Origin of the sequence: Paenarthrobacter sp. FR1, assembly GCF_051106045.1 — a bacterium.
Lineage (GTDB): Bacteria > Actinomycetota > Actinomycetes > Actinomycetales > Micrococcaceae > Arthrobacter > Arthrobacter nitroguajacolicus_A.
The window spans coordinates 18,550-35,129 of the sequence record NZ_JBPFSF010000013.1 but is presented as its reverse complement, the minus strand read 5'-3'; the positions used below and the strand labels follow the sequence as shown (position 1 = coordinate 35,129).

Below are 16,580 nucleotides of genomic sequence, written 5' to 3'. Positions count from 1 at the left end.
ATAGACTGTTGAGGTGACTGCACTCATCAACGTCGTGGGCGCCGCCGTCGTCGACTCCTTGGACGCGCCCACCCGCCTGCTTGCCGCCCGCCGCACGGCCCCACCCCAGTTCGCGGGGATGTGGGAATTTCCCGGCGGCAAGGTCGAGGCCGGAGAGATGGCTGAGGACGCCCTGCACCGGGAGCTGGCGGAAGAGTTGGGTGTTGAAGTGCGTCTTGGACCGGAGCTTGAGTCTGGCAATACCACGGGGTGGACACTGAATGATCGTGCCTCAATGCGGGTTTGGTTCGCGGAGTTGACGGCAGGGGAGCCGCGGCCGCTGGAGGATCATGACGAACTGCGGTGGGTGTCCTTGGTTGACTGTAACGAAGCTCTCAACCTTCCGTGGATTCCGGCGGACCTCCCGATTGTCCGGGCCTTGCTTGATCGGGTAGCCGCTCCCGCGTAAGAACGGGACACCTCCATGAACTAAATGGTGGCTTCTCAGCCACCTATGAATGAGGAGGGACTGCCCGACGGCGGTCCCTCCTTTTGCACGCCGGCCACCCCGCGGGGCGGATTCACCCTAGAAAAGTGTCTGTTGTCCCGGGAGGGCGGAGGATGCGCCCACGGCTGGTTCTCCCGAAGAAGCCGCGGGGCGGGCATTCCGGTGGCTAAAACCCGATGTCCCCGTGAATCCGTATTTCGCCTTGAAGTGGCTGATCCGGCCGGACAGCCAGATGCGATATTCCTTGGAAGCGTAGGAGCCTTGGCCGTAGAGCCTGCGGTACTTGCCCACCAATTCCGGGTGTTCGGCGGCCAGCCACTTCATGTACCACTCGCGCGTTCCGGGCTTGAGATAAAGGGCGCCAGCTGTGACTCCTGTGGCGCCTGCCTTCGTCAGCTCAAAGAACAACGAGTCGAGGGCCTCATCTGAATCAGTGAGCCACGGCAGGATCGGCATCGCCATGACGCCGCATCCCAAGCCCGCGTCGCGCAGGCGGGCTATGAGCTTCAGGCGGGCTTTGGGGGAGGGCGTGCCCGGCTCGATGAGTTCTGCGAGGTCCTGGTTGGTCATGGCCAGTGAGATGCCGAGGTCCACGGGAACCTGGGTTGCCGCGTGCTTGAGCAGCGGGATGTCCCGTGCCAACAACGTGCCCTTGGTCAGGATGGAGAACGGGGTGCCTGAATCGGCCAGGGCCCGGATGATTCCGGGCATAAGGGCATAGCGACCTTCTGCGCGTTGATAGGGGTCCGTGTTGGTGCCCAGAGCCACCTGGGGCCGTTCCCAAGACGGCTTGGCGAGTTCCTTGCGCAGTACCTCGGCAGCATTGATCTTCACTACGACCTGGGAATCAAAGTCCCTTCCGGCATCGAATTCCAGGTACGTGTGGCTCTTGCGGGCAAAACAGTAGACGCAGGCGTGGCTGCAGCCGCGATAGGGATTGACCGTCCACTCGAACGGCATGTTTGAACCGGAAGGCACCTTATTGAGCACTGACTTTGCGGTGACCTCATGGAAGGTGACTCCGGAGAATTCGGGTGTCGAGATGGAACGCACAAGTCCGGAAAGCGGCAACAAAGCATCCAGGGCCGGGGCAGGGCCCGGAGCTTCGGTGTCGCTGTTATCCGACGCTGGTCCACGCGTGGGTGAAAGTGCTTGTGCGTCCCATCTCATGGACTCCATTCGAATGTATGTTCGAACGATTGTCAAGGCCCCGAAGGCGCGCTCCGGATAACCTGGGTTAGGGCCTTGCTAAGGTTGTCCCATGATTCTGCTGACCGGCTTCGAACCTTTTGGCGAGGCGGATATCAATCCTTCATGGCTCGCCGTGAGCAGGGCGCAGGAGATTCTCCGAGCCGAGGGCTTCACAGTTGAAGCCGTGGAGTTGCCGTGCGTTTTCGGTGAGTCGGCGGCCGTTCTGATGGAAGCCGTGGACCGTCTCGATCCGGACATTGTTGTCTGCGTTGGGTTGGCGGGTGGCCGTGAACGCGTGTCGTTGGAACGTGTGGCCATCAACTGTGACGACGCTCGGATCCCGGACAACAGGGGTCAACGCCCCGTCGATGAGGAGGTCGTTCCGGGCGGTCCTGCCGCGTACTTCTCCAGCCTGCCGATCAAGGCCGCGCTCAGAAACCTCCAGATCGCCGGAATCAAAGGCGAAGTATCGCAGTCTGCCGGCACCTACGTCTGCAATCACATCTTCTACGCGCTGATGCATTCGCTCAATTCCAGGGCGGGCATACGCGGCGGGTTCGTGCACGTTCCCTACCTGCCGGAACAGATCCCGGAAGGCAGCATTGCGCCCTCCATGTCCTTGGAATCAATGTCGGAAGGCATCGGCGTCGTTGTTCGGACGTCCATGCAGCACCAGGGCGACATCAAAATATCCGCCGGAGCCATTCACTAGAGAAGTTCCCACTCGACGCTGACGCTTGCCGAAACTGATGACTCCCCGGCCTCAACAGGGGCGGACTCGGCAGCGTAGGAAGCCCTGACCATCCCGCCCAGGGGGATGGGTGCGCTGTGCACTTGCTGCTGGGAGATGGAAACTACGGTTCCAAGGCGGGCGGACGCCAGTGACGCGTATTGTTCGGCGCGAGCCAAGGCATCCTGCCATGCCGCTCCCTGCGCCTGTGCGGTGACTGTAGAAGCATCTGCGAATCCCTGCTCGATGCCATTGATCCTGATGTCGTCCCCACCGGCCGCAACCGCGGCGGCGATGGCGGCGGGAGCATCCTCGTGGGAACGGATTCCTACGTGCAGATTAGTGGAGGCTACGTACGCCACAACTTTCTGACCCTGCCCCTCCACCCAGACCAGATCGGCCCGGAGGTTCAGGCCACTCGTGCGAAGGTCGGCGTCCTGCACGCCGGCCTCCCGCAAACTGGCCGCGACAGCGCCGGCCGCCTTGCCGGCGTCGTCATAGGCTTTAGAGGCGGTGTCCCTGCGGGTTTCCACTCCGAGCGTGAGGGTAACCAGGTCCGGAACAGCCTTGGCGCTCGCGGTCCCTGTGACGGTGATGGTTCGCTTCATGCTTAGGCCTCATTTCGCTGGCCGACAGGTCCGTCCGGCCGATTGTGGGTGTCGATATAGCCGCCCGCAGCGAGGCCAGCCTGGCGTTCGAAGAAATTCTTCGAGCCTGGATTGCCGCTCCTCAGCATGGACCATCCGGCGGCGACACCGTAGAGGGCAAGGAATGGAAGCCCCAGGCAGTACGCGTACTGGGTGCTGTGCCGCTCCTCATGCCCCAGGAGTACGGTGTTCGTTCCCGCGACGCCATGGGGCGTCCGGTACAGGATGACGTTCCCCAGCGTGAATGCGCCAGCGTGGGGGAGTTTCCAGCCATACCCCGCTGCTATCAGGAGACCACGTGGACCGCGGGACAGGGTGGTTCCGGACGCCGCGGCCACAGCAAGTCCCAACGGCGTGGATAGGTTCACGACGTTGGCGATCTGCCTGAGGCGCTGCGCGGGGGTCATGAAGCCATGCTAGACCCGTCGTGTATGGCACGGCATGAGCGGCGGGGATACGCTGTTCGAGCACTCACCGGTGCAGGGGAAATGAATGGGGGAAAAACAGAATGAACATTAAACGCGCCGTGGGCGTCGTGGGTGTCCTGATTGCTGTCATGGTGGCTTTGACCGGCTGCGTGAAGCTCAACATGTCCGTCAAGGTCAACAACGAGAAAAGCGTGGACTACGAAGTTGTCTACGCGATCCAAAAGTCGGTACTCGGCGACAAGTCCTTTGACGAATTCATGGAGTCAAACGGCAGCGGCAGCGGCAGCCAGGAGATGGACATCCCTGAAGGTGCCACCGTCGTGGACTACGAGGACGAAAAGTACAAGGGCAAGCGGATCACTGCCGCCAACCTTGATCCTGCCAAGCTTGCTGAATCATCCAGCTCCGAGAACCCCTTTGAACTCAAGAAGGAAGGCGACTTCTACGTCCTCTCGATGGGCGGCGTGACAGGAGCGGACAGCAGCGACCCGCAGGCATCCAGCATGGCGAAGTCAATGTTCGACGAAGCCACAGTCAAGTTCACCTTCCCGGGCAAGGTGGTCGAAGCCAAGGGCGCCACCGTGGACGGGAACACAGCAACGTTCGACATGCTTTCCATCAAAGAGTCAGCCGTCCAAGCCAAAGCCGAAGCCAACGCCGGAATCCCGATGTGGATCATCTGGATCCTGGTAGCAGTGCTGGTGGTTGCCGCCGCTCTGGTCCTCCTGTTCGTGCTGCTGCGCAAGAGGTCAGCCCAGCAGGCCACGGCGCTCGCAGGGGCCGCACCATACGGCCAGCCGGGCTACAACCCGGAACACTCCGGCTTCGCGCCACCACAGCCGGGTTACGCGCCACCACGGACGGGCTACACGCCACCACAGACGGGTTACGCGCCACCACAGACGGGTTACGTGCCGCCCCAGCCGTCTGCGCAGCAACCCGGACAAGCGCACGACGACGGCCAGGTACCTCCGCCGCCCACGGCACCGCCGGCATCGGGCGCCTGAAGTGAAAGGCGACGCGCCGCCGTCGTCATTCCACATAGCGGGACCCGCCCTGGTGGGTTAAATCGCGCCAGTGAGGTTCAACTAGACTGAAGGGTAGTGCCTGCCGTCCGCGGCGAGCACTGCCCTTTCGTTTTGCAGGCCTGCCTTGCCGGCCGCTCCCGACTCGTAGCTAAGAACAGTAGATGACTGACACTTTGCCAGGCGCTGCCATCCCGAATCCGCTGGATGAAGCCGCCATCACCGCCGCCGTCGAGGACGCCATTGCCGCGATTGCGGCTGCTTCCTCCCTTGAAGAACTCAAGGCTGTCCGCCTCGCACACACCGGCGAGAAGTCGCCCCTGAGCCTTGCCAACCGTGAGATCGGTGGCCTCGCCAAGGAGCACAAGGCTGCCGCAGGCAAGCTCATGGGGTCTTCCAGAGGCAAGGTCAACCAGGCGCTCGCAGCCCGGACCGAGGTTCTTGAGGCTGAGAACGACGCCCGCATCCTCATCGAGGAAACGGTCGACGTCACGGCAGGCCCGCGTCGTCGCCGTGCCGGGGCGCGCCACCCGCTGTCCACGTTGCAGGACCGCGTTTCGGACATCTTTGTTGGCATGGGTTGGGAAATCGCCGAAGGCCCGGAAGTGGAGTCCGAGTGGTTTAACTTCGACGCCCTGAACTTCAAGCCGGACCACCCTGCACGCGAAATGCAGGACACCTTCTTCGTGGAACCGCCCGAAGCGCACCTGCTGATGCGCACGCACACGTCACCGGTACAGGTCCGTTCCATGCTGGAACGCGAAGTGCCCATCTATGTGCTGTGCCCGGGCAAGGTGTTCCGCACCGATGAACTCGATGCCACGCACACGCCCGTATTCCACCAGTTCGAGGGTCTCGCAATCGACAAGAACCTCAGCATGGCTGACCTCCGCGGCACGTTGGAGCACTTCGCCCGCCAAATGTTCGGCGACGAAGCTTCCATCCGGTTGCGTCCCAACTACTTCCCGTTCACCGAGCCGTCCGCGGAACTGGACATTTGGCACCCGGGTGCCAAGGGTGGTCCCCGCTGGATCGAGTGGGGAGGCTGCGGCATGGTCAACCCCAACGTGCTCCGGGCAGCGGGCATCGATCCGGACATCTATTCAGGTTTTGCCTTCGGCATGGGCATTGAGCGCACGCTCATGTTCCGCAACGAGGTTGGCGACATGCGCGACATGATCGAAGGCGATGTACGTTTCAGCGAGCACTTCGGGATGGAGATCTAACAGTGCGTATCCCACTTTCATGGCTGCGCGAATTCGCGCAGGTTCCGGCCGAAGCTACGGCCGAAGACGTCATGGCGGACCTGGTTAAGGTTGGCTTCGAAGAAGAAGAAGTCCACCGTCCCACCGACGAACTGACGGGTCCTGTTGTGGTTGGACAGGTCTTGAGCCTGGTCAAGGAACCGCAGACCAACGGCAAGACCATCAACTGGTGCCAGGTCCGCGTCGTTCCCGAGGGGCAGGAGCAGACCCTCACCGGCGAGGGCATCGACCCTTCCGGTGTGCAGGGCATCATCTGCGGCGCCCACAACTTTGTTGAGGGCGACAAGGTTGTAGTGACGTTGCCGGGAGCTGTCCTACCCGGAAACTTCCAGATCTCGGCCCGGAAGACCTACGGGCACCTGTCCGCAGGAATGATCGCTTCCGTGCGTGAGCTCGGTATCGGCGACGACCACGACGGCATCCTGGTCCTGTCCCGCATCGGCTTGGACCCGGAAATCGGCACGGACGCAATGGAACTGCTGGGCCTGTACGACCAGGCCGCGGAAATCAATGTCACCCCGGACCGCGGTTATGCGTTCTCCATCCGTGGTGTTGCCCGCGAATACGCCCACGCCACCGGAACGCTTTTTGTTGATCCGGCGTCGAAGGTCACCGCACCGGCTTCCCTTCAGGGCGGATACGGGATCAAGCTGAATGACGATGCTCCCATTTATGGCAAGCCGGGCTGCGACCGCTTCGTGGCCCGCACCGTCCGTGGCGTGGATGCATCCCGCCCCACCCCACCGTGGATGTCCTCGCGCCTGCGCCTGGCTGGTGTCCGCTCTATCTCCCTGCCGGTTGATATTTCCAACTACGTGATGCTGGAGCTCGGCCAGCCGAACCACTGCTACGACCTCGACAAGCTTTCGGGCGACATTGTGGTCCGACGTGCCGTCGCGGGGGAGAAGATCACCACCCTTGACGACAAGGAGCGTACGCTCGACGTCGAGGACCTGCTGATCACCGACGACTCGGGCGCGATCGGCATCGCCGGCGTGATGGGTGGTGCGCACACTGAGGTGTCAGACTCCACCACGAACATCCTGGTGGAAGCCGCGCACTTCGACGAAGTGTCCATTGCGCGCTCCCGTCGCCGCCACAAGCTGCCGTCCGAGGCGTCCAAGCGCTTCGAACGCGGCGTTGACTGGCACGTGGCCAACATTGCTGCCCAGCGCGTGGTTGACCTCCTGGTGGAACTCGCCGGAGGCACGGCGGACGAGACCGGGACTGACGTCGGAACCGCCCCTGACGCCGTGACCATTGAACTGCCCGCAGATTTCGCGGCCGCCCGTATCGGCATCGACTTCTCTGAAGAGCAGATCACCACGTCCTTGGTGGATCTGGGCGCGATCGTGGAAAAGACTGCTTCCGGGTACTTGGTAACTGCTCCGAGCTGGCGCAACGACCTCGAAACCAAGGAAGACCTCTCCGAGGAAATTGCCCGCCTGGTGGGTTACGACAACATCCCGGCGACCCTGCCCGTGGCGCCTCCCGGCCGTGGCCTGAGCCGCAGCCAGCAGCAGAAGCGCCGCGTTGTCCAGGCGCTGGCTGACGCGGGACTCACCGAGGTGCTGTCCTACCCGTTCGTCACGAAGGCTGCCAACGATACCTTCGGAGTGGCGGAGGAGGGCGCTCCCCGTCCGGCGTTGAAGCTCGCCAACCCCATCAGTGAGGAACACGGCTACCTCCGTACGTCCATCCTGCCGGGCCTCATTGAGGTAGTCCGCCGTAACCACTCGCGAGGATTCCGAGACCTCGCGGTCTACGAGGCCGGCTCTGTCTTCCTCCCGGGCGACAAGCTGGGCACGGAGTCCATTCCTCCGTTGGGCATCAAGCCTTCCGATGAGGTTCTTGATGGACTGTACGACGGCGTCCCTCACCAGCCGCTGCACATCGCCGCGGTACTGACCGGCCATGATTCGCCGGCAGCCGCGACGCATACGCCGCGTGCCTGGGATTGGGCCGATGCGCTGGACATTGCCCGCCTCATGGCCGATGTTTTGGGCGTTGAGCTGGTCATCAGCCAAGGCAGTCACCAAGCGTTCCACCCGGGACGCGCGGCACAGCTGGCTCTCCGGAACGGCGACGTGGTGGGTTATGCCGGCGAGCTGCACCCGAAGCTCCTTGCCGCCCACGACATGCCGGCCCGTTCAGTAGCACTCGAGGTCAACGTTGAAGCGTTGTTTGACGCAGCGGCTGACGTCATCGTCGCCAAACACATCTCCGGATTCCCGGTGGCGACGCAGGACGTTGCGTTGGTTGTCCCGCAGGATGTACCAGCCGACCACGTTCTGGCTGCACTCCGCGAAGGTGCGGGTGTCCTTCTCGAAGACGTCTCGCTGTTCGATGTCTACGTGGGTCCGGGGATCGAGGAAGGTAAGAAGTCGCTGGCTTTCGGCTTGCGTTTCCGTGCAGACGACCGCACGCTGACTGCTGACGAGGCTTCTGAAGCCCGTGCGGCAGCAGTTGCTGTTGCCACGGAGCGCTTCGGAGCTGTCCAGCGCTAATACTTGACGTGAACGACGAAGGTCCCCGGAACTGCCTTGGTTCCGGGGATCTTCTTTTATTGAGATTGCACTCCCATCATCTTGACAGGGCATTCACATGTGTATGACAGTTTTGTCATGCACATGTGAAACATGTGTATCACATCACTCGTACGGTTCTCTTTGAGCCGTCCCTCGAAAGGTACTCATGAAGAAGCAGAACGTTGCTTTGCTTGTGGGGGCAGCAGTTATGGCCCTGACGTCTTCGCTTGGTGGAGCCGCAGTCGCGTCAGAGCCGACGCCACAAGCAACCGCGGCTGAGGTCCAACCTGTATCGCACACTGTGGACAAGGCGCAGACGTCCGGCTCCGCTGCATCCCCGCTGGCCGACAAATACACCATCTCCGCACCCATCAAGAACGGTGGCGCCTCCACGGATTCAGTCATCGGCGCTGATGGCCGCGTCAGGATCACCAACACCACGGCGGCGCCCAACCGCTCCATCGTGCAAATTGAATTCAACGGCGGCTACATCTGCTCCGGCGCCCTGATCTCGGATGACACCGTATTGACCGCTGGCCACTGCGTGCACGAGGGCGGCACCGGATCGGAAGCCGACTACTCCTGGGGCGTCAAAGTAGCTCCTGGGCGCAACGGATCAACTGACCCCTACGGCACGTGCGGGGCAACGAAGATCTTCACGGACCAGCGGTGGATCGACTCCGCCAACACCAACGCCGACTGGGGTGTCATCAAGCTCGACTGCACCATCGGCAACACCACGGGATGGCTTAACTACACCGGCACTACGGCCAGCCTGAATGGAACCAGCACAACGGTCCGTGGCTACCCGGGCGACAAGGCGTTCGGCACTATGTGGTCCATGACCGGGCCCATTGAGAGCACTACCACCGAAAAGGTCTACTACAAGATGGACACCTTCGGCGGCCAGAGTGGCGCCCCTGTCTATAACAGCTCCAACACCATCGTCGCCATCCACACCAACGGCGGCAGCTCCAACTCGGGCACCCGCATTACCCCCACCCTTGCGAACTACCTGACCTCGGTGAAGTAGCGCTGGTGAGTTAACTCACGAACACTGTTCCCCGCAGCATTCCTTGCTGCGGGGAACACGTGTCCATGCTTGACTTGGGTTGCAGTTTCGCTGGGGACCTCGGCCTCCCGCGGTGACCGGCGGGCTTCCGGTTCAACGCTTTGCCCGCTGGTTCTCACTTCCACATTGATTCGGAGACGTTCAATCGCACAGAGGAGCAAGATATGGCAGCACCCTCATACGTGCCCAACGAACTGCTGTCGCGGCTAATTGGGGTCAGGATGTACTCGGTCGAATTCGTACTCAACGACTACGTGCAGCTGCGTTTCGATGGGGACCCACATGCCGACGGTCCGATCGTGCTCAACAGTTATGTCTGAGCTGGACACCGGGACTGTGATGATTCACCCGACGATCGAGGAGGTCCATGTCGAGATCGCTCAGCTCATGGGCTTCGAGGATCGTACATGGATGGTCTGGCGTCCAGGTGAACACAGCTTTGAGGACCTGCAACAGCCCCGGGAATCTGTTTAGTCGCGAAAGAAAGTTGAGCCCATGTCACGCGTCGTTTCGTCGCTGGGGCTGGACCCGGCGGATGTGATTCACTATTGACTGTCCAGGTCGCAGTACGCAGCGTAAGTGATTTACAGGACTGATGAACACAACGTATGGGGGAGTTTGAGATGGGTGCTTGGTCTACGAGTAGTTTCGGCAACGACGAGGCTCTCGACTGGTTCGGTGATCTGCAGGAAGCCCCTGAGGTGTGGCCGTTCATCGAGGAGACGCTGGACAGCGGCTCGACTGAGAGCGTCGTAGCCGCGGGCGCGCTTCTGCTGCTGCTCAGCGGCAAAGCGGAAACTGACGTCCATCCGGATGTCATTGACTGGGCTGCTGGCCAACAGGCGCCTCCGGTTGCCCTGAACCTAGCTGCTGCACGGGCGATCCAGGCGATCATCGACGATCCGGAGGTCGACGGCCACGACGTCTGGGCGGATCTCGGGGAAGACGACGAAGACTACGTGGCGTGGCTCGCTAACCTGGCGCGTATTCAGGGCCTGTTGCGCTGATCGGCCGAACTGTTGTCAGATCGGCGGCCTACTGCAGCCATCCAGTATTGGTCAGTGGAGTGCCTGGACCTCCATGCTCGTTGACATGCACCCATACCTGTGAACATTTCGCGGGGGACAAAGCCAGGTAAGGAGGTCACGATGGAGAGTCCGGTGCTTGAATTGCTCCAGCTCGATGATGTGCCTGTTTCGGACACTCGTAGTCTTGGCCAGCCTGCTCACCAACGCGCCCTCCGTTTCGTGAACGCCAAGGATCGGGCTGAATTCATCGGCGGCCGGGTTGCCCTCCAACGGTTTGCCGCCTCCCTTCTGGAGGCTGAGCCCAGCCACCTGATCCCGAACTACCACTGTCCGCAGTGCGGCCCGGGCCAGGACCACGGCCGCCCCGGGTTCCTTCTCGACGGCGGTCCGGCGCCTTTGTTACTGAGCGCATCCCGCGCGTCGGGCTGGGTGCTGCTGGCCGGCGTCGTGCATCCAACGGATGCCTTCCGGCTGGGAGCGGACCTGGAAGCGATAGACGGGGTTGGCTTCGACGGATTTGATGACGTGGTCCTGACCGAAAGCGAGAAGCGTTTCCTGGCGTCCTTCCCGGAACAGGACCAAGCCACGCTGCGGGCCCGGCTCTGGGCACGCAAGGAAGCCTGGTTGAAGATGACCGGCGAAGGTCTGCGTCATAACCCCGCAGAGCTGGATGTGTTGGACCGGCCTGGCCTGCGAGATGTTACCGGAAGGGAACTGCCTGCCGGGCAGCCGAAGGGACTGGTGGCCGCCCTGGCCCTCGGCTAAGGCGCCGTAGGCAGCGCCGGTAACGCAGTCTCATAGAGCCACGGCCGCAGGATCGACGCGGCATCGAAGCCCGGAATGAACGAGTCCGCAGCTTCAACGAAGGACTCCGTCGATACAGAACCGTGGCGGTTCGCGGCGGTCCAATGCTTCAGGAACGCGAAGAACGCCGGATCCCCGGCGGCCGTGCGCAGTGCGTGCACGGCCAAGGCACCACGTTTGTACACCCGGTCATCGAACATCAGCTCAGGTCCTGGATCGCCAATGAGCAAGTCCTGCGGACCGACGTCGAGCTTCTTCCACGCGGCCAGCGCACGGGCGGCCACTGTCATGGTCCGGGATTCCTCAGACCACAGCCACTCCGCGTAGCAGGCAAATCCTTCATGCAGCCAAATGTCTTTCCAGCTGCTCGCAGTCAGGGAATTGCCGAACCATTGATGCGAGAGCTCGTGGGCTATGAGCCGCTGGGCTTCCCACGTGTCACGCAGGTGGTTGCGCCCGAAGATGGAAACCGTCTGGGCCTCCAAGGGGATTTCCAGGTCATCGTCGGTGACCACCGAGGTGTACTCCGTGAAGGGGTACGGCCCAAAGCAGTCCTCGAAGGTTCGCATCATGTCCGGCTGGCGCCGTAGCCCGTGACGTGCGGCATCGGCCATTTCAAGCGTCACCGCAGCGAACTGAGGTACCCGGTGGTGCGTGTCAGCCGGATTCAAAGGGACCAGGACGTACCGGCCGATCTGCACCGTAGCCAAGTACGTCGCCATCGGTTCGGAATGCTCGTACACCCAGGTCTCACGGCTGGATTTCCGCGAAACGGACATCAGTCGGCCGTTGCAGACGGGCCGGTAGTTGGCGTCGGTGGTTACCGAGATCAGGAAGCTCGATTTGCTCCGTGGATGATCATTGCAGGGAAACCAGGATGCAGCGCCGTTGGGTTGTCCGGCGACCAGGACGCCGTCGGTCAGTTCCTCCCAGCCCACCTCTCCCCACAGGCCCCGACGCGGCTGGGGATTACCGTCGTACCGGATATCCACGGTGAATTGTTGCCCGGGCTTCACCGGGGAGGCAGGGGTGACCACCAGGTGCTCAGCGCGTTGGCTGAATTTCGCGGTTTTCCGTCCATCCACATGGACTTTGGAAGCCCGCAAACCCACCAGGTCCAAGACGATGTGCGTCGCTGCTTCCAAGGCCGTGCACTGCAGGACTGCCTTGCCGATCAGCTTGTTGCTGCCCAGTCTGACGTCAAGGTCCAACTCATATCGGTCTACTCGGTAGCTGGTACTGCCGTGGTCCAACGTGTAGGGGTCGGGGCTGGGGGTGCTGATGGGTGCGGTCATTAGCTCCCAATCTACTTGAGACGCGGGGCTTGTGCAGACGGACCCACCCACGGGCTCACCGGGTTGCCCATCCAATACGTCCCCGCCGGGACGGTCTCGCCGCGCATGACCAACGACGCCGGGCCTACAGTTCCGCCGTCGCCGATGCTGGCCGCGGGGAGGATGACGCCGTGCGGACCCATGGTGGCCCCGCTACCGAGCGTCACCGTGTCCAGGCTCATCACACGGTCGTGGAAGAGGTGCGTTTGCACCACGCAGCCCCTGTTGACGGTGGAGTTCTCGCCCAGGGTCACGAGGTCGGCCTCAGGGAGCCAGTAGCTCTCGCACCACGTGCCGCGGCCGATCTTCGCGCCGAGGCCGCGGAGCCACCACACCAGCGCAGGCGTGCCCGCAGCCGACCGGGCGAACCAGGGTGCGCTGACCATTTCGATGAACGTGTCCACCACTTCGTTGCGCCAAATGAACGAGCTCCACAGGGGATGTTCACCGGCTCGAATGGTTCCCACCAGAACCCATTTGGCAACGATGGAGCTGAGTGCGGCCACGGCGCCTGCAGCCAGCATGACCACACCACCCAGGAGCGCGGCAACCCAATAGCCCCACCCCCTCGCGATCCAGTCCAGGACCACCATCACGGCCACCGCGATAGTCACTGTGAGGATGACAGGAACCAAGCGGCACAGTTCCCACAGGGCTCGCGCCAGCTTGAGCTTGAAGGGCGGCTGGAACGTGCGGGTCTGGTCAGCGTCGACGGCGGTGCGGCGCAACCTCACGGGCGGGCTGCCCAGCCACGACGTACCGGATTTCGCCTTGGCGGGCGTGGCAGAGAGGACTGCGACGAGGGAGTTCTTGGGAACGTTGCGTCCGGCCGCCGTCATGCCCGAGTTGCCGAGGAAGGAACGTTTTCCGATCTTGGCCGGGGCAATCTTCATCCAGCCGCCACCGAGTTCGTAGGAGGCCACCATGGTGTCGTCGGCCAGGAAGGCGCCATCGCCAATGGTCGTCATCCGGGGGACCAACAGCACCGTGGAAGCTTCCACGTTCTTGCCAACCTTGGCTCCGAGCAAGCGAAGCCAAAGAGGGGTGAAAAGGCTGGCGTAGATGGGGAACAACAGGTCCCGGGCCATATCCAGGAGGCGTTCAGTGGCCCACACCTGCCAGCCCACCCGACTCCTGACCCGGTAGTAGCCCTCTTTGAGACCCAACCCGAGGAGCCTGGCCACTATCAGGATGAGGACGAGGTTCCCGAAGAACCACACCAAGGCAGCCAGCGGCAGTGCGACGGCGACCTGGGGAAGGGCGGTTTCCAAGGATTCGTGGCCTCGGATGAAAGCAAGGATCACCAGTGCACCGGCGAAGGCTGACAGGTAGGGGATCAAGGCGAGAAGAGCTGAGGCGGCCGCAAAGGCCGAGAGCCACAGTCGGTCCACTGCGGAACGACGACTCGCGGTTTCCGGCCAGTCGTGTTTGGCCTTGCCACGTCGCTCAGCGGGGGACCCTGCCACCAAGTGTCCGGCTTTGACCTTGCCAAGAACTGCGGAACCCGGCTCAACATGCGCACCGGCACCGATGGTGGCACCAGGCATGAGTGTGCTTCTGGAGCCCACAACGGCTCCTGCGCCCACGTGTATCTGGCCGATATGGACTGAATCGCCGTCCACCCACCAACCGGAAAGGTCTACTTCCGGCTCAATGTTCGCGCCGCTGCCCAGCGACAGCAGCCCTGTCACCGGCGGCAATGAGTGCAGGTGCACATCCCGGCCGATTTTGGCGCCGAGAGCCCGGGCGTAATAGGGGACGAAAGGCGCACTGGCCAAGCCAATGGCACCCGAAAGATCCTGAATCTGCTCGGCAAGCCAGAGCCGCAGGTGCGTTTTGCCGGATCTCGGGTACGTTCCCGGTTCCACCCGGCCGAGGAGGAGGCGGGCAGCAAGAATCGAAATGCCCATCCTTCCCAACGGGCTGACAAAGACCAGCCATGATGCTGCTATCCACCACCACGACACCACTGGTGCAGCGGAGAAGCCGGCAAAGTCGGCCAGCAACCTGTTTGCGGCCATGAGGTAAGTGAGCCAGCGCATGCCCACCAGGATGTGCAGCGGCACTCCCATGAGGACCTGGAAAATCTGCGACTTCAAGGCGGTGGGACGGACGGTGCGCTCGGCGGCGGGACCCAGCGCAACGCCGTCGGGCAGTGACTGCCGGGCGGCGTCGATCAAGGCGCCGATGCGCGGAGTCGCGTAGATATCGGCCACTGTGATGGTTGGGTACCGGACCCGAAGGGCGGAGACGAGCTGGGCTGCGGCCAGGGAGCCGCCGCCATAGGCAAAGAAGTCAGCGTCGAGGGAGCCGACAGCGCTGCCGAGTACGGCCTCCCACTGGTCTACAATCCACCGGGCGTCATCGGGCAGGTTCAGCGGAGCGTTGCTTGCCTCGGTGGCACCGGCTCCCGCCAGTGGCCAGGGGAGGGCATGGCGATCCACCTTGCCGCTGGTCTTGGTGGGCAACGAATCCACTACCGTCAGCAGGGGGATCAAGGCAGCAGGAAGACTTTCGGCCAAGAGGCGCCGGGCTTCATCCATGTCCAGCTCGAAGCCGTCAGCGGGAGCCAGGTATCCCACAAGGATCTGGTTCCCTGCGGCCGTGGTTTGGACCGCCGCGGCAGCGCCGGCAACGCCCGGGAGGGACTGCAGCGCCGCATCCACTTCGCCCAGTTCGATTCGTCGTCCGCCCAACTTGACCTGTTCGTCTGCCCGGCCCATGAAGATAAGGCCCTCGGCTTCGAAGCGGACCAGGTCGCCTGAACGGTAGGCCCGGTCCCATCCCAACGTCGGCATCGGCGCGTACTTTTCGGTGTCCTTGGCGGGGTCGAGGTAGCGGGCCAGCCCAACGCCGCCGATGATGAGTTCGCCGATCTCGCCTTCGGCGACCGGGACACCGCTGGCATCGACGACGGCGAGGTCCCAGCCGTCCAGCGGCAGGCCGATGCGTACGGGGCCGGGTCCGCCCAGGGGAGCGGCGCACGCAACGACGGTGGCTTCCGTGGGGCCGTAGGTGTTCCAGACTTCGCGTCCGTCCACGGCAAGCCGCTCAGCCAGTTCAGGCGGGCAGGCTTCGCCGCCAAAGATGAGCAGGCGGACGTTTTCCAGTGCTTCGGCCGGCCACAGGGCGGCAAGGGTTGGCACAGTCGAAACGACGGTGATGCCATGGTTGATGAGCCAGGGCCCCAGGTCCATGCCCGTGCGAACCAAGGCCCGGGGAGCGGGGACCAAGCACGCACCGTGGCGCCAAGCGAGCCACATTTCCTCACAGGACGCATCGAAGGCCACAGACAAGCCGGCCAGTACTCGGTCCTGGGGTCCGATGGGCTCGGTCTGGAGGAAGATCCGAGCCTCGGCGTCCACGAACGCGGCGGAGGATCGGTGTTTGACGGCTACGCCCTTGGGAGTGCCTGTGGATCCGGACGTGAAGATGATCCACGAGTCGTCGTCCAACCCCGGAGTGCTGGGGGTGGCAACGGGTTCGCGTGCGCCTTCGGCGAGTCGCACCTCAAGTCCTGCTCCAATGACAGCGCCCACTTTGGCTTCGCCGAACACCAGGCGCGCCCGCTCATCAGGGTCATCGGCGTCAACCGGCACGTAGGCGGCGCCTGCCATGAGGATGCCAAGGATGGCGATGTAGAGCTCGTTGGTCCCCGAGGGGATGCGGACGCCTATTTTTTCCCCGCGGCCCAGTCCTGTGGCATTCAGTTTCCGAGCGAAGGCACGGACGGCGGCGAGCAGTTCTGTGTAGCTCAGCGATTTCTGGCCGTCGTCCAGCGCGGATGACTCCGGGAAGGATGCCGCCGTCTCCTCCAGGATGTCAACGAGGGTACGTTCGGCGGGTGCTGCGGTGCCGCCCGGCAACTGGGGGCGGTAGGTGGTCAGGGCAGGCGTCTGCCCGGCCCCCACGGGATGTTCTGTGCTCACAGGCCCAGCTTTTCGCAGGAAGGTGAACAAAAGGTGTCGGACGTTTCCTGCCCGTAAGACTTTGTTGCACCGTTGTTCGCCTGTAGGTCACCGAATATTGGGGAGCCGGGCA

General features: G+C 62.9%; 14 protein-coding genes. 9 read left to right on the top strand and 5 right to left on the bottom strand.

Annotation, left to right across the window (positions count from 1 at the left end):
• Window positions 1-13: 13 nt before the first annotated feature.
• Complete coding sequence (locus tag ACR30Z_RS20125) at window positions 14-448, top strand: (deoxy)nucleoside triphosphate pyrophosphohydrolase (RefSeq protein WP_144652164.1); 435 nt, start codon at window positions 14-16, stop codon at window positions 446-448.
• A 117-nt stretch (window positions 449-565) separates the two neighbouring features.
• Here the strand turns inward: ACR30Z_RS20125 and ACR30Z_RS20120 are convergent, their stop codons facing one another.
• Complete coding sequence (locus ACR30Z_RS20120; protein ID WP_434374396.1) at window positions 566-1,657, bottom strand: Rv2578c family radical SAM protein; 1,092 nt, start codon at window positions 1,655-1,657, stop codon at window positions 566-568.
• Window positions 1,658-1,748: 91 nt separating this feature from the next.
• On the opposite strand from ACR30Z_RS20120, the gene pcp reads away from it, so the two are divergent.
• Window positions 1,749-2,390 (top strand): pyroglutamyl-peptidase I, encoded by a 642-nt coding sequence (gene pcp, locus ACR30Z_RS20115; RefSeq protein WP_144652162.1) that lies wholly within the window; start codon window positions 1,749-1,751, stop codon window positions 2,388-2,390.
• Here the strand turns inward: pcp and ACR30Z_RS20110 are convergent.
• Window positions 2,387-3,016, bottom strand: coding sequence for an SIMPL domain-containing protein (locus tag ACR30Z_RS20110; protein WP_434374395.1), 630 nt, complete (start codon window positions 3,014-3,016; stop codon window positions 2,387-2,389). The genes pcp and ACR30Z_RS20110 overlap by 4 nt on opposite strands.
• A gap of 2 nt (window positions 3,017-3,018) precedes the next feature.
• Entirely contained in the window at window positions 3,019-3,462 is a 444-nt protein-coding gene (locus ACR30Z_RS20105; RefSeq protein ID WP_434374394.1) for a hypothetical protein, read from the bottom strand.
• 101 nt (window positions 3,463-3,563) lie between these two features.
• Here ACR30Z_RS20105 and ACR30Z_RS20100 point away from each other — a divergent pair, with 101 nt between their 5' ends.
• From ACR30Z_RS20100 to ACR30Z_RS20070, 7 genes are all read left to right on the top strand, one after another.
• Window positions 3,564-4,490 carry an LppM family (lipo)protein gene (locus ACR30Z_RS20100; protein WP_434374393.1) on the top strand — a complete coding sequence of 309 codons (927 nt, stop codon included), beginning with the start codon at window positions 3,564-3,566 and terminating at the stop codon, window positions 4,488-4,490.
• A gap of 182 nt (window positions 4,491-4,672) precedes the next feature.
• Window positions 4,673-5,734 (top strand): phenylalanine--tRNA ligase subunit alpha, encoded by a 1,062-nt coding sequence (pheS, locus tag ACR30Z_RS20095; protein ID WP_144652158.1) that lies wholly within the window; start codon window positions 4,673-4,675, stop codon window positions 5,732-5,734.
• A 2-nt stretch (window positions 5,735-5,736) separates the two neighbouring features.
• A complete protein-coding gene (pheT, locus tag ACR30Z_RS20090; RefSeq protein WP_434374392.1) occupies window positions 5,737-8,280 on the top strand; it encodes a phenylalanine--tRNA ligase subunit beta in 2,544 nt (847 codons plus the stop codon).
• Between the two features lie 187 nt (window positions 8,281-8,467).
• Window positions 8,468-9,334: a trypsin-like serine peptidase gene (locus ACR30Z_RS20085; RefSeq protein ID WP_434374391.1), complete on the top strand. Its 867-nt coding sequence runs from the start codon at window positions 8,468-8,470 to the stop codon at window positions 9,332-9,334.
• 203 nt (window positions 9,335-9,537) lie between these two features.
• On the top strand, window positions 9,538-9,693 hold the full coding sequence (locus ACR30Z_RS20080) for a hypothetical protein (protein ID WP_434374390.1): 156 nt from the start codon (window positions 9,538-9,540) through the stop codon (window positions 9,691-9,693).
• 303 nt (window positions 9,694-9,996) lie between these two features.
• Window positions 9,997-10,380 carry a DUF4259 domain-containing protein gene (locus tag ACR30Z_RS20075; protein ID WP_434374389.1) on the top strand — a complete coding sequence of 128 codons (384 nt, stop codon included), beginning with the start codon at window positions 9,997-9,999 and terminating at the stop codon, window positions 10,378-10,380.
• Window positions 10,381-10,521: 141 nt separating this feature from the next.
• Entirely contained in the window at window positions 10,522-11,166 is a 645-nt protein-coding gene (locus tag ACR30Z_RS20070) for a 4'-phosphopantetheinyl transferase family protein (protein ID WP_434374388.1), read from the top strand.
• On the opposite strand, the gene ACR30Z_RS20065 is transcribed toward ACR30Z_RS20070, so the two are convergent.
• Together ACR30Z_RS20065 and ACR30Z_RS20060 are read right to left on the bottom strand one after the other, a co-directional pair.
• Window positions 11,163-12,500, bottom strand: a complete 1,338-nt coding sequence (locus ACR30Z_RS20065) for a M1 family metallopeptidase (protein ID WP_434374387.1) — start codon at window positions 12,498-12,500, stop codon at window positions 11,163-11,165. The genes ACR30Z_RS20070 and ACR30Z_RS20065 overlap by 4 nt on opposite strands.
• 11 nt (window positions 12,501-12,511) lie before the next feature.
• On the bottom strand, window positions 12,512-16,468 hold the full coding sequence (locus tag ACR30Z_RS20060; RefSeq protein ID WP_434374386.1) for a Pls/PosA family non-ribosomal peptide synthetase: 3,957 nt from the start codon (window positions 16,466-16,468) through the stop codon (window positions 12,512-12,514).
• Window positions 16,469-16,580: the final 112 nt, after the last annotated feature.

Excerpts from the sequence above, each read along its gene's own strand:
- ACR30Z_RS20120 (WP_434374396.1), bottom strand. The coding sequence starts at position 1,657 with ATGAGATGGGACGCACAAGCACTTTCACCCACGCGTGGACCAGCGTCG.
- pcp (WP_144652162.1), top strand. The coding sequence starts at position 1,749 with ATGATTCTGCTGACCGGCTTCGAACCTTTTGGCGAGGCGGATATCAAT.
- ACR30Z_RS20110 (WP_434374395.1), bottom strand. The coding sequence starts at position 3,016 with ATGAAGCGAACCATCACCGTCACAGGGACCGCGAGCGCCAAGGCTGTT.
- ACR30Z_RS20105 (WP_434374394.1), bottom strand. The coding sequence starts at position 3,462 with ATGACCCCCGCGCAGCGCCTCAGGCAGATCGCCAACGTCGTGAACCTA.
- ACR30Z_RS20100 (WP_434374393.1), top strand. The coding sequence starts at position 3,564 with ATGAACATTAAACGCGCCGTGGGCGTCGTGGGTGTCCTGATTGCTGTC.
- pheS (WP_144652158.1), top strand. The coding sequence starts at position 4,673 with ATGACTGACACTTTGCCAGGCGCTGCCATCCCGAATCCGCTGGATGAA.
- ACR30Z_RS20085 (WP_434374391.1), top strand. The coding sequence starts at position 8,468 with ATGAAGAAGCAGAACGTTGCTTTGCTTGTGGGGGCAGCAGTTATGGCC.
- ACR30Z_RS20080 (WP_434374390.1), top strand. The coding sequence starts at position 9,538 with ATGGCAGCACCCTCATACGTGCCCAACGAACTGCTGTCGCGGCTAATT.
- ACR30Z_RS20075 (WP_434374389.1), top strand. The coding sequence starts at position 9,997 with ATGGGTGCTTGGTCTACGAGTAGTTTCGGCAACGACGAGGCTCTCGAC.
- ACR30Z_RS20070 (WP_434374388.1), top strand. The coding sequence starts at position 10,522 with ATGGAGAGTCCGGTGCTTGAATTGCTCCAGCTCGATGATGTGCCTGTT.
- ACR30Z_RS20065 (WP_434374387.1), bottom strand. The coding sequence starts at position 12,500 with ATGACCGCACCCATCAGCACCCCCAGCCCCGACCCCTACACGTTGGAC.